12 protein-coding genes are annotated in these 12586 nt (G+C 64.1%); 4 read left to right on the forward strand and 8 right to left on the reverse strand.

All coding sequences use genetic code 11. From position 1 onward, the window contains the following. Positions 1-56 precede the first annotated feature (56 nt). The 3 genes from bla (at position 57) to EDF58_RS06990 (ending at position 2529) form a co-directional block, all read left to right on the forward strand. A complete protein-coding gene (bla, locus tag EDF58_RS06980) occupies positions 57-1013 on the forward strand; it encodes a subclass B3 metallo-beta-lactamase (protein WP_132263776.1) in 957 nt (318 codons plus the stop codon). Then, positions 1010-1912: a 50S ribosomal protein L11 methyltransferase gene (locus tag EDF58_RS06985; RefSeq protein WP_132263778.1), complete on the forward strand. Its 903-nt coding sequence runs from the start codon at positions 1010-1012 to the stop codon at positions 1910-1912. Before bla ends, EDF58_RS06985 begins: the two co-directional genes overlap by 4 nt. A 314-nt stretch (positions 1913-2226) precedes the next feature. Continuing rightward, on the forward strand, positions 2227-2529 hold the full coding sequence (locus EDF58_RS06990) for a DUF1153 domain-containing protein (protein WP_132263779.1): 303 nt from the start codon (positions 2227-2229) through the stop codon (positions 2527-2529). A gap of 86 nt (positions 2530-2615) precedes the next feature. On the opposite strand, the gene ligA is transcribed toward EDF58_RS06990, so the two are convergent. Together ligA and EDF58_RS07000 are read right to left on the reverse strand one after the other, a co-directional pair. Continuing rightward, entirely contained in the window at positions 2616-4751 is a 2136-nt protein-coding gene (gene ligA, locus EDF58_RS06995; RefSeq protein WP_132263781.1) for an NAD-dependent DNA ligase LigA, read from the reverse strand. A gap of 49 nt (positions 4752-4800) precedes the next feature. Next, entirely contained in the window at positions 4801-6141 is a 1341-nt protein-coding gene (locus EDF58_RS07000; RefSeq protein ID WP_132263783.1) for a cytochrome P450, read from the reverse strand. A 127-nt stretch (positions 6142-6268) separates the two neighbouring features. Between EDF58_RS07000 and EDF58_RS07005 the strand changes: the two genes are divergently transcribed. After that, on the forward strand, positions 6269-6901 hold the full coding sequence (locus EDF58_RS07005; protein WP_132263785.1) for a trimeric intracellular cation channel family protein: 633 nt from the start codon (positions 6269-6271) through the stop codon (positions 6899-6901). 27 nt (positions 6902-6928) lie between these two features. Here EDF58_RS07005 and EDF58_RS07010 read toward each other — a convergent pair whose 3' ends face one another. From EDF58_RS07010 to rpsM, 6 genes are all read right to left on the reverse strand, one after another. Beyond that, positions 6929-7267: a hypothetical protein gene (locus EDF58_RS07010; protein WP_132263787.1), complete on the reverse strand. Its 339-nt coding sequence runs from the start codon at positions 7265-7267 to the stop codon at positions 6929-6931. A gap of 163 nt (positions 7268-7430) precedes the next feature. Then, positions 7431-9554: a prolyl oligopeptidase family serine peptidase gene (locus EDF58_RS07015; protein ID WP_132263789.1), complete on the reverse strand. Its 2124-nt coding sequence runs from the start codon at positions 9552-9554 to the stop codon at positions 7431-7433. Between the two features lie 160 nt (positions 9555-9714). Continuing rightward, positions 9715-10137, reverse strand: a complete 423-nt coding sequence (gene rplQ / locus EDF58_RS07020) for a 50S ribosomal protein L17 (RefSeq protein WP_132263790.1) — start codon at positions 10135-10137, stop codon at positions 9715-9717. 219 nt (positions 10138-10356) lie between these two features. Beyond that, on the reverse strand, positions 10357-11424 hold the full coding sequence (locus EDF58_RS07025; protein ID WP_132263792.1) for a DNA-directed RNA polymerase subunit alpha: 1068 nt from the start codon (positions 11422-11424) through the stop codon (positions 10357-10359). Positions 11425-11529: 105 nt separating this feature from the next. After that, on the reverse strand, positions 11530-11919 hold the full coding sequence (gene rpsK / locus EDF58_RS07030) for a 30S ribosomal protein S11 (RefSeq protein ID WP_132263794.1): 390 nt from the start codon (positions 11917-11919) through the stop codon (positions 11530-11532). Positions 11920-11985: 66 nt separating this feature from the next. Beyond that, complete coding sequence (gene rpsM, locus EDF58_RS07035; protein ID WP_132263796.1) at positions 11986-12354, reverse strand: 30S ribosomal protein S13; 369 nt, start codon at positions 12352-12354, stop codon at positions 11986-11988. Positions 12355-12586: the final 232 nt, after the last annotated feature.

Raw genomic sequence — 12586 nt, forward strand, 5'->3', positions numbered from 1 at the left:
CGCGGGCCGCGCCTGCCACTGGCCTTGCGCGCATCTCGGGATTAAAGCGCAAGACCATGACCCGCCTGCCAATCATCCTCGCCGCCGCGCTTTCGCTCATGGCATGCACCTCCTCCCCTGGCAGCGCGGACGCCCCGGCGACCTCGGATCGCCGGGAAGCGTCAGGCGCGCCGCAAGCCGCTGACGGCGCCCGACTCGCCGCGGCCTGCAAGGGGAAGGAAGGCTGGGGCGATCCCGCGCCGCCTGCGCATCTGTTCGGCAACAGCTGGTATGTGGGTACATGCGGAATTTCGGCCATTCTCGTCACGGGCCGTGAAGGGCATGTCCTGATCGACGGCGGAATTCCGGAAGCCGCCTCCTTGGTGCTCGCCAATATCGCCGCGGCCGGCTTCAAGGCGAAGGACGTGCGCTGGATCCTCTCCAGCCACGAGCACTTCGATCATGCCGGCGCTTTGGCGGCTCTCCAGCGCGCTACCGGGGCGCGCGTCGCGGCCCTGCCCGCGGCCGCCGAGGTTCTGGAAACCGGCAAACCCCCTGCCGCCGATCCGCAATTCGGTCAGCTCGATGCATTTCCTCGCCTCCACGTCGACCGCCGCCTGGCCGACGGGGAGCGCGTGACGCTCGGCGACATCACTCTGGTCGCCCACGCCACGCCGGCCCATTCCGCTGGCTCGACCAGCTGGACCTGGCGGACCTGCGATGACAACCGCCAGTGCTTGACGATCACCTATGCCGACAGCGTCAGTGCGATTTCCTTCAAGGGCTATCGCTTCAGCGACCATCCCGAGCGCATTGCCGGGGTCCGTCAAGGCCTCGCGCGGGTCGCCGACCTTCCCTGCGACTTGCTGGTCACCCCGCATCCCGGCGCGAGCGACCTGCTTGCGCGGTTTGCCGGCACATCCCTGCTTGTCGATCCCACCGCCTGCCAGCGCTATGCGGCCGGCGCCACTGCCCGCTTCGATCAGCGCCTCTCGCAAGAGGCCGCGGACGAAGCGAAGGAGACCCGTTCGTGAGTTGGAAAATCACTGCCTACGCCCCGCGCACCGTCGTCGAAGGCGCTCTTGTCGCGCATGAGGACGCATTCGACTGGGATCCGGACATCGTGCTTTCGGGAAGCGAAATCGCGGAAGACAAGCCGGACGACTGGCAACTCGAAGCCTGGCTCGGCCATGAACCCGGCGAGGCGGACCGCGCGGCGATCGCGGCGTTGTTCCAGGGCGAAGTGCCGGAATTCATCGTCGAGGAACTGCCGGACACCGACTGGCTGGTAACCAGCCAGCAAGGGCTGGAGCCGATCCGCGCCGGCCGTTTTCATGTCCATACGCCCGATCACCCTGCCCTCGACGAGCCCGGCGTAGTCGATTTCACGATCCCCGCCAGCCAGGCTTTCGGCACGGGCCAGCATGCGACCACGGCCGGATGCCTCGCCATGCTCACGCACATGAAGGCGCAGGGCCTTATCTTCCGGAATCACGCCGACATCGGCACCGGCACCGGTCTGCTGGCCTTCGCGGCCATGGCGCTCTGGCCCCGCGCCCGCGCCACGGCCAGCGATATCGACCAGGTCTGCGTGGGCGTGGTGGAAGACAATGCTGCGGCCAATGGCGTGAAGATGGGCCCGCGCGGGGGCGAACTGGTCATGACCATCGCTGACGGCATGGATCATCCACTGATCGCCGCGCGCGGCCCTTACGACCTGATCATGGCCAACATCCTGGCGGGACCTCTGGTTTCACTGGCCCCGGACTTTGCGCAGTCGCTGGCGCCGGGCGGCAGCCTGGTCCTGGCAGGGCTGCTCGAGACCCAGGAAGACGCGGTGCGCCGTGCCTGCCGCCGCGCGGGACTTCGGCTGGCCGGGCGCTTGGTGAATGGTGACTGGTCAATCCTCTGGATGCGCGCGCGCCGCAGGTGACGCGCAGCTGATCCGAATGCGCGGCAAATTGTCCTCTGCCGCGCGGGGAACTGCGTCCCCTTCAGAGCATTCCTGGATCCGCCGCGCGAACCCCACCCATCCGAAAGAGCCAAGAGCTACCCCTGAAAGTTAATATGGATAAACCGGCTATGGATAGTGCAGTAAGAATTGGTTTTTCGGTTTATTGTGTAATTTCATAAAATTACGTACATGCGCGTAATTTCGCGTTAACCATGCCTGGTTACGTCGAATTAAGGGTTTGCACCAAGAATTAACGCCAAGGGGGGCTGGTAACAACAGCTCAAGAGGCCAACATGCTTCAATCTGAACTCGATCGGCCCAAGGCCGTCGTGGGACCCCTGGGGGAAGCTCTCGACAGGGGCAGCTTGCCGCCGCGCAGTACGTCACGATGGGTCGTTCGCCGCAAGGCGGAAGTCGTTGCGGCGGTGAACGGCGGACTGCTCACGATCGCGGAAGCCTGCGACCGCTACGACCTCACGCTTGAGGAACTGGCGTCCTGGCAGCGAGCGGTCGAACGCGAGGGCATGGCGGGGCTGCGCGCCACCCGGGTACAACACTATCGGCACCTGCACGAACAGCAGGCTCGCCGCATCTGATCAGAAAGGGGAACCGGCGGCTTCTGTCCACCGGTTCCCCTTTCGATTCTGCCCGGTTTGCGCCCCGGTCCGCGGCGATTCATTAGCTAGCCGGCCGCCTGCACGATCCGCGCCCATTCGGCTTCGTCGATCACCTGGATCCCCAGGTCCGCGGCCTTCTTCAGCTTCGACCCGGCCCCCGGCCCCGCCACCAGCAGGTCGGTCTTGGCGGAAATCGAGCCAGCGGCCTTGGCCCCGAGCCTTTCGGCCTGGGACTTGGCTTCATCACGGCTCATGGTTTCCAGCTTGCCGGTGAACACCACCGTCTTGCCGGCCACTTCGCTGTTCACCGTCTCGACCACATAGGGCGGCGGAGAAACTTCCGAGAGCAGGTCCTCCCAGACCGCACGGTTATGCTCCTCGTGGAAGAAGTCTCCAAGCGCTTCGACGACGGCAGGGCCGATGCCGTCGATCGAGACCAGTTCCGAATAGGCGTCGCTCCCGGCGGCCGCCGCCTCCTCCCCGTCCCGCACCTGGATCGCCTCGGCAACGATCCGAAGGTCCGGCAGGGTCTCGAACCGCTTCATCAGGTCGCGCGCCGTTACGGCGCCGATATGGCGTATGCCCAAGCCGAAAAGGAGCCGCGCTGCATCGGGGCGACGCTTGCTTTCCACAGCCGCCAACAGGTTGTCCACAGACTTGTCCTTCCACCCGTCGAGCGCGAGAATATCCTCGCGGCGCTTGCGCAGGCGGAAGATATCGGCCGGGCTTTCCAGCCAGCCTCTGGCGAAGAACTCATCGATCGTCTTTTCGCCCAGACCCTCGATGTCGAGCGCCCCGCGGCTGACGAAATGCTTCAGCCGCTCCGTCCGCTGGGCCGGGCAGATGAGCCCGCCCGTGCAGCGCACGTCGACTTCACCTTCTTCGGCCACCGCTTCGCTGCCGCACTGCGGGCAGTGATCGGGGAACCGGAACGCAGGGCGTTCCTCATCGCGAGTCGCGTTGTCGACCACCTGGGGAATGACGTCGCCGGCACGCTGCAGCACGATCCGGTCGCCGGGGCGAACGCCGAGCCGGGCAATCTCGTCGCGGTTGTGCAAGGTCACGTTGGTTACGGTGACCCCGCCGACCAACACCGGCTTTAGGCGGCCGACCGGGGTGAGCTTGCCGGTACGGCCGACCTGGATATCGATCGATTCCAGCAGTGTCTCGGCTCGCTCGGCCGGGAACTTGTGCGCCAGTCCCCAGCGGGGCGCCTTGGCCACGAAGCCGAGGCGCTGCTGCCAGTCGAGCCGGTCGACCTTGTAGACCACGCCGTCGATCTCGAACGGCAAGGCCGCGCGGCCGTCACGAATGGCGCGATAGGCCGTCAACATCTCCTCCACCGAATGGCAGAGGCGGAATTGCGGCGAGACCGGCAGGCCCCAGGATTCGATCTTGCGGATAACCTCGTGCTGGCTGGCGCCGGGAACGTGACTCGCCGCCCCCCAGCCATGGGCCCAGAATCGCAAGGGCCGCTTGGCAGTGACACCGGCATCCTTCTGTCGGAGCGAGCCGGCAGCGGCATTGCGCGGATTGGCGAACTGGCGGACCTTGCTCTCGTCGAAGGCTTCGCCCTTGGTTTCCGCCAAAGCGCGCGCCTCGGACATCAGCGTCTCGTTGAGCGTCCGGAAAGCCGCCTTCTCCATGTAGACTTCGCCGCGAACTTCAAAGACCTCCGGCACGTCGTCGCCCCGCAGTTCCTGCATGATATCGGCGATATGCGCGACATTGGGGGTCACATCCTCGCCCACTTGTCCATCGCCGCGCGTCGCTGCGCGCACCAGCTTGCCGTGCTCGTAGCGCAGCGAGCAGGACAGGCCGTCGATCTTGTCTTCCGCCGTCAGCAGCACCGGCTCCTCGGCGGGCAGCGACAGGAACCGCCGCACGCGGCCGACGAAGTCGGCCACTTCCTCGTCGGTAAAGGCATTGTCGAGGCTCATCATGCGAACCTCGTGCGTTACTTTCGAGAGCGGCGAGGCAGCCACTTCGTGACCGACCTTGTTGCTCGGACTGTCCGGACGCGCGAGATGCGGGAACGCCGCTTCGAGTTCGGCATTGCGGCGAACCAGCGCGTCGTACTCCGCGTCCGAGATTTCGGGCGCGTCCTCGGCGTGATAGAGCCGGTTGGCACGGCTGATCTGGCGCGCCAGGCGCATCAATTCGTTGGCGGCTTCGGCTTCACTGGTCTCGGACTGGGTCATGCCCGTGTGATAGGACAGACCGGCGCGGGTTGGAATTCCCCCTCCCCGCTTAATCCCCCTCGATCGGATCGAACTCCAGATGAAGGCTGGCGAGCGCACGCAGGATATAAGTCGGCTCGTAGCTGAAGCTCAAACTGCCGTCGGGCCGCTGATGGGCGGGAGCCAGGCGAATGTTGCCCATGCGGGCCAGCAACCGCTCGATACTGGTCACGACCTCCCGGCGGGCGAGCGGGGCCCCGATACAGGTATGGGCGCCGCGCCCAAAAGCCAAGTGCTCCTTGATCCTGGGACGATCCATGTCGAACCGATCGGGCTGAGCGAACCGCGTGGGATCTCGGTTGGCGGCCATGTGCGAGAGGAGGATCGCCGTCCCGGCCTTGATCTCGACACCGCCGAGCGTGGTCGTCTTCTGGCATATCCGTCCGCCACTCTTCACCGAGCCATCGAAGCGCAGCACTTCCTCGACAAAAGCGGGGATGCGGCCGGGATCGTCCCGCAGCTGTTGCTGGATGTCCGGCCTGGTCGCGATGATGCGGAAGGCGTTGGCCAGCAGGCGATTCGTCGTATCCTGCCCGGCCCCGAACAGAAACGCGGCCAGGCTGGTAAGATCGACCAACGAAGGCTTCCTGCCATCGGGATAACTCGCCTGGGCCAGTTCATTGAGAATGTCCTCGTGGGCTAGCAAACCGCGCAAGGGGCGCATCAGCGGGTGGGCCGACATGCGCCGCTGCGCGATCAGCTTGAACAGGTCCTTCCCCACGCCCACGAGCGGGTTCTTCAACATCTCCTCTTCGCTGGCGTCCATGGGCACTGGAATCGCGCCCTCCAACAGGACGCGGAACTTGTTTCGCGTCCGCTCCGACAGCCCCAGCAAGTCGGAAATCACGAGAGCGCCGTAAGGACCGCCATATTGGCGAACGAGGTCCACATGGCCGTCGGCAGCGAACTCGTCGATCAGCCCTTCCGCCGTCGCCAGCAGCTTGGGCTGAAGTTCCTTCAGGCGGCTAGGCGTGAAGAGTCGGGCAATGATCGACCGCAAGTCGGCATGGCGCGCCCCGCCCTCAGTGACGATCTGGTCGCCGAAAGCGATCTGCCCGCGATGGGACTCCAGCTCGGCGGAGATGTCGTCTCCGGTCGGCTCGAACGGGAGGGAGGCCACCGGGCCCGTCACCGCGTTGATCGAGGAAAAGTGCTCGGTATCGAGCATGACCTGAATGGTCTCCTCGTAGCCCGTCACGGCGACGGCATTGCGATAGGGCAGGCGCACGACCGACCCCTTCGCGCGGAGAAAGTCGAAATAGGCGTGCGGATCGTCGACCAGCGAGACATCGGTGTACCAGTCGGCCGTCTCGTAGGCCGAGGGCGCCGGATGAAGTGCTGGACTGGACACGGACTTGATCTCCCGATTCTTATGATCCTTTGTGTATCACAAATTCGGAAGCGGTCAATCGAAGGCGGGACCCGACCGGCAACAGCTTTCGCTCCCGTTTTTCCAGAGGCACGGCTATGAACCGGCAATGCCGACGATCATTCCGCCCGATGCCCCTGCCTTGCCTGCTGCTTTCGACATTCTGGGCATCGCGGTTTTCGCGCTGACCGGAGCGCTTTCCGCGGCGCAGATGCGGCAGACTTTCGTCACGGTGGCGTTTTTCGCGCTGATGACCGGCGTCGGCGGCGGCACCTTGCGCGACCTTCTGATCGGCGCGCCGGTCTTCTGGGTGCGCGATCCTTTCGTGGTCCCGGTGTGCCTCGCCGTGGCGATCCTTGCCTGGTTCACACCCGTGCGGTGGTGGCAGGGTCGCTTGCTGGAGTGGGCAGACGCGATGGGCCTGGCGGTCTATTCCGGATTCGGCACGATCAAGGCCATGGCCTGGGGCGTACCACCGGTGCCGGCCATGGTGATGGGCGTCGTCACCGGCTGCGTCGGCGGGATCGTGCGCGACGTCGTGGCGGGACAGCCGTCGATCCTGATGCGGCCGGAGCTTTACGTGACGGCAGGTGCACTTGCAGCAGCCGTCGCGGCGACCGGACTGGCCCTGGGCTTTGCGCCCGTGCTCACCTGGGCTATCGCCGCAAGCGCCGGCTTTGCCTTGCGCGGCGCCGCAATACATTGGTCGCTCGGCCTCCCTGCGCACGAGGGGGCGGACTGAGCGGCAGGCAAGGCCGCGTCCGGACCGCTAAAGCCCGGGAACGTCGTCGAAGCCGAGATCCACGATCATTCCGCGAACGATCTCGCATTCGAATGAGCCGCGCGCAGGAGCATTGTCGCGCCAGGCCGGTCCGCCCCCGCCTACGCGGACCCACCCTTCGATCTCATAACCTTCCGGCTTTCGCTCGACGCTCTTGAGCCCGATGACGTCGACACCGGTGAATTTCGCTGTCTTCGCCGCGTCCTCGGCGGCGGCCACGCACTTGTGGGCCGCCTGCCGCGAACTGACGCCATAAGCATCGGGCTTGTTGTCCAGCCTGGGATCCGCCGCGAAGCGATCGGTCTGAGCCAGTACCGGAGCCGCCATCACGGCTCCTGCAAGAAGTGCGCAGCGAGACAGTGTCCTGAAAAGGTTCGGCATGGTTCGTCGCTCCCTTGCGGTCGGCCGCCCAGGCGGCCCGCGAACCATGCCATAGTCTGGCTTTCAGCGCCGAACGCAACCCACTCTCATGCCCGCTTGGCGCGGAACCTCACTTCGGAACCGACAGCCCGGTCCACTCCGCCACGAAAGACAGCACATCCGCACTCTCCTCGATCACCTTGTCCGTAGGCTTGCCCGAACCGTGCCCGGCGCGCGTCTCGATACGAATGAGGTGCGGCTTGTCGCCCAGCGGCGCCGCCTGGAGGGCCGCCGCATACTTGAAGGAATGCCCCGGCACCACGCGATCGTCTGTATCGGCCGTGGTGACCAGAATGGCAGGATAATCCGTGCCCGCCTTGATATTGTGGTAAGGCGAATACGCGCGCAGCACGCGGAAGTCCGCCTCACGGTCAGGATAGCCGTAATCGTCGACCCAATAGCGCCCGGCCGTGAATCGGTCGAAGCGGAGCATATCCATCACCCCGACTTGCGGCACGCCGGCAGCAAACAGGTCGGGCCGCTGGTTCAGTACCGCACCGACCAATAGGCCGCCGTTCGATCCGCCCTGAATCGCCAATCCATCCTTGGCGGCGATGCCCTCTGCCTTGAGGTACTCTCCCGCAGCGATGAAATCGTCGAAGACGTTCTGCTTGTTGGCCCGGCGCCCGGCATCATGCCAGGCGCGGCCGTATTCGCCGCCACCGCGCAAGTTCGCCATCGCGAAGGCGCCGCCCGCCTGCACCCAGGCCATACGGCTCGCCGAGAAACCCGGCGTCAGCGAAATATCAAACCCGCCGTAGCCGTAGAGCAGCGTCGGCACCGGCTTGCCTGCCTGCGCTACGTCCTTGCGGCGTACCAGGAACATCGGCACGCGCGTGCCATCCTTCGAGACGTAGAACCGCTGCTCGACTGCGATTTGCGCGGGATCGAAGTCCATCGCCGGTTCCGCGAAGGGCTCCGAAGCGCCGGTATCGAGATTCATGCGGAAAATCGACGCGGGACGGTTGAAGCTGGTGAACGAGTAGAACGTCTCTGGATCGCCCGGTTTACCCCGGAAGCCGGAAGCGGTGCCGATGCCGTTGAGAGCAAGCGCCCTGCCCGGCTTGCCGTCCAACCCGACGAACTCCGCATGGCTGGCGGCATCGCGCATATAGTTGAGAACCAGCTGGCGGCCGACGATGCCGGCCTTTTCGAGGATATCCTCACGTTCGGCCACGACTTGCGTGAACACAGGATCGCTCGCCGCCAGATCGATGCTGACAAGGCGGTAGCGCGGAGCACCCTCGTTGGTCACGAACCAGAGCTTCTGCCCGGCCCCTTCCACAAGCCGCCAGTCATCCTTGAAGCCGGTGACGATCGAGCGAGCGTGCCATCCGGTCTTGCCGCGCTTAGAAAGATCGACCACCCGCACGTCGTAGCGGGAATCCGTGCCGATGTGCGACGTGATGACCGCCAGGCGGCCGTCCTGCGTAACTTCGGCGGTATGGCCGTAGTCAGGATGGTCGGGTGTGGAATAGACAAGCTCGTCCGCGCTCTGGGGTGTGCCCAGACGGTGATAGTAGACGCCCTGATTGTAGTTCCGGCTCTGGAAAGCCGCGCCATCCTCCGGTGCGGGGAAACGGGAATAGAGGAAGCCTTCCTCCCCGATCCAGGCCAGCGCGCTGAATTTCACCCAGCGCAGCTCATCATCAAGGACTTTGCCGCTGGCGGTGTCCATCACATGGAGAATGCGCCAGTCGCTGCCGCCGTCCTGTACGCTGTACAGCAGATAGCGGCCCTGCTGCGACGGCTCCCAGGCGTCCAGCGCGGTCGCGCCATCCTTGGCCCAGGCATTGGGATCGAGCAGAAGCCGCGCCTTGCCGTGCAGGCCGTCGCGCACGAAAAGCTGCGACTGGTTCTGCAAGCCGGTGTTGCGCGTATAGAAATACCGGGTGCCAGCCTTCGTCGGCAGCCCGAAGCGCTCGAAGTTCATGAGCGCACTGATGCGTTGCTTGAACCACGCCCGCTGCGGCAAAGTCTCCAGGTATTCCTCGGTGTAGCGCGATTCGCGATCCACCCAGTCGGCCACTTTGGCGTCGTGGCGGACGTCCGCCTCCAGCCATCGATAGGGATCCGCGATCTTTTCCCCGAACAGGGTTTCGACCACATCGTCTCGGCGCGTTTCTGGATAGTTCATCGTGGCCACCGTCTGCGCCGAAACCGGCATGGCTGCAAGCAGCAGGCTGAAAGTCATCGCACAAGCCGTCGCAATATGAGCCCCGCCGAGCCCGCCCTTCCAAGGCATTCCATTCCCCTGATTTCAAAAAACAAAAAGCGGCCGCGAGCCTAGCACTCGCGACCGCTCTTGCAATGTCTGGTCCGCCTCCTTGTGGAAAGCGAGCCTTCAGAAGCTATCAGGCTTCTGCGTATTCTTCGGTTTCGGCAGCAACCGGACCCGAATCCTGGCCCTTGGCTTCCACGTCACGATCAACCAGTTCGATGATCGCGATCGGAGCGGCGTCCGATGCACGGATGCCGGCCTTGATGATGCGGGTGTAACCGCCTTCACGGTTCTTGTAGCGCTCTGCGAGCACTTCGAAGAGCTTGGCTTCCTGCGTTTCGTCGAGAAGGCGCGCGTGCGCGAGACGACGGTTCGAAAGGCCGCCATGCTTCGCCAGCGTGATCAGCTTCTCGATGTAGGGACGCAGTTCCTTCGCCTTGGGCGTGGTGGTCTTGATCTGCTCGTGCTTGATGAGCGCGGCGGCCATATTGCGCAGCAGCGCGGTACGGTGGCCAGACTTGCGCTGCAGCTTGCGGCCGCCCATTTTGTGACGCATGGTTTCTTCTCCGTTCGTCAGGCAGCCGTCTCAGGTACTGCCTGCCGGGCGATGTGGTGCGGCCACCGCCCAAAACCGGCTCACGTATCGTGAAGCGCTGCCCTCAAGACGATCTGACTTAAAGAGTCAAGCGCGAAGGGCGGAATTCCGCCCTCATTAAAAGAAGAAGGGCCCCGCATCGCTGCGAAGCCCTTCTTCTTTGCATATCGGAAAGACCGATCAGCCGAGCAGTTCCTGCTCGAGCTTCTTGGCCATTTCTTCGATGTTCTCGGGCGGCCAGCCTGGGATGTCCATGCCGAGGCGCAGACCCATCGAGGAAAGAACTTCCTTGATCTCGTTGAGCGACTTGCGGCCGAAGTTCGGCGTGCGCAGCATCTCGGCTTCGGTCTTCTGAACCAAGTCGCCGATATAGATGATGTTGTCGTTCTTGAGGCAGTTGGCCGAACGCACCGACAGCTCCAGTTCGTCGACCTTCTTGAGAAGGTAACGGTTGAGCTGGTTGGTGTCGCTCTCCTCCGAAGCAGCAGCGCCGCCAGCAGCCATGCCGATCATCGGCGACTGGCCAACCGGAGCGATGTCCTCGAAGTGGACGAACAGCGCCAGCTGGTCCTGGAGAATGCGCGCGGCATAGGCCACGGCGTCTTCAGGGGTGACGGTGCCGTCGGTTTCGACCGCGAGGCTCAGCTTGTCGTAGTCGAGTTCCTGACCGATACGGGCATTGTCGACCTTGTAGCTGACCTGACGGACCGGCGAGTAGAGCGAGTCGACCGGGATAAGACCGATCGGCGCGTCAATAGGACGGTTCGACACGGCGGGGACGTAGCCCTTGCCGGTGTCGGCGGTGAGTTCCATGTTCAGGACCGCACCCTCGTCGAGGTGGCAGATCACGAGGTCCTTGTTCATGACCTCGATATCGCCCGAAACGGCGATGTCGCCCGCCTTCACTTCACCCGGGCCAGTGGCCGAGAGCTGAAGACGCTTCGGGCCTTCGCCCTGCATCTTGAGAGCGATCTGCTTGACGTTCAGGACGATGTCCGTGACGTCCTCGCGCACACCGGCAAGCGACGAGAATTCGTGCAGCACGTTCTCGATCTTGATCGAGGTGATCGCGGCGCCCTGCAGCGAGGAGAGCAGCACGCGACGCAGCGCGTTGCCGAGCGTCAGGCCAAAACCGCGCTCGAGAGGTTCGGCGACGAAAGTCGCCTTCAGCTTGGGGTCGGGTCCCGGCTTGATCTCAAGGCTGTTCGGCTTCTTGAGTTCCTGCCAGTTCTTGATGTTGACAGTCATGGACTTCCCCTGGGAGTGATGGCGGTTACGCCCCGAAGCCTGGTGGAAAGGCTCGGGACGTTCCGAAGCCGGACAGCGACCGGTTCGCCGTCCGGATTAGCTCGATCAGACGCGGCGACGCTTGGAAGGACGCACACCGTTGTGCGGGATCGGCGTCACATCGCGGATCGAGGTAATGGTGAAGCCGACCGCCTGGAGAGCGCGCAGGGCGCTCTCACGGCCCGAACCCGGGCCCTTGACTTCGACTTCGAGGGTGCGGACGCCGTGCTCGGCGGCCTTCTTGCCGGCATCGTCAGCTGCAACCTGTGCAGCGTACGGGGTCGACTTGCGGCTACCCTTGAAGCCCATCATGCCGGCCGAGGACCACGAAATCGCGTTGCCCTGGGCGTCGGTGATGGTCACCATGGTGTTGTTGAAGCTGGCATTCACATGCGCAATGCCGCTGGTGATGTTCTTGCGCTCGCGGCGCTTAACGCGCTGAGGTTCGCGTGCCATGTTCGTGTATCCTGTCGAAAAATCGCTGGGGGAAACCGGTTGGGTCGATTGCTCGACCCAATCAGCTTACTTCTTCTTGCCGGCGATCGGCTTGGCCTTGCCCTTACGGGTGCGCGCATTGGTATGCGTGCGCTGGCCACGAACCGGCAGACCCTTGCGGTGACGCAGGCCACGGTAGCAGGCGAGATCCATCAGGCGCTTGATGTTCATCGCGGTTTCGCGACGAAGATCACCCTCGACCGTGAGGTCGGCGTCGATCGTTTCGCGGATCTGCAGGACTTCGGCGTCCGACAGGTCCTGTACGCGACGGCTGTGATCGATGCCGAGCTTGTCGGCGATCTCGAGAGCCTTGGTACGACCGATACCATGGATGTAGGTGAGCGCGATGATAACGCGCTTGTTGGTGGGGATGTTTACCCCGGCAATACGAGCCACTTAAATCTCCATGCTCCACAGGGAGCGCCCTAGGGACGACCCCTATCTCAACGCTTACTCACCCGAAAGGTGAAATGACAACAGCGCCCGGTCGGCAGCACACTTGGTGCCATCGCCACCCGGACTTGCCGAAACCTTTTGAGTGAAGGGCGCGCATAGAACGATTCGCAAGGGCTGTCAACGCCCGCGAACCTGTTGCCGCTCGATCGCCATCGCATGTCGGAGCGGGGAG

It is taken from the genome of Novosphingobium sp. PhB57 (assembly GCF_004342985.1).
Lineage (GTDB): Bacteria > Pseudomonadota > Alphaproteobacteria > Sphingomonadales > Sphingomonadaceae > Novosphingobium.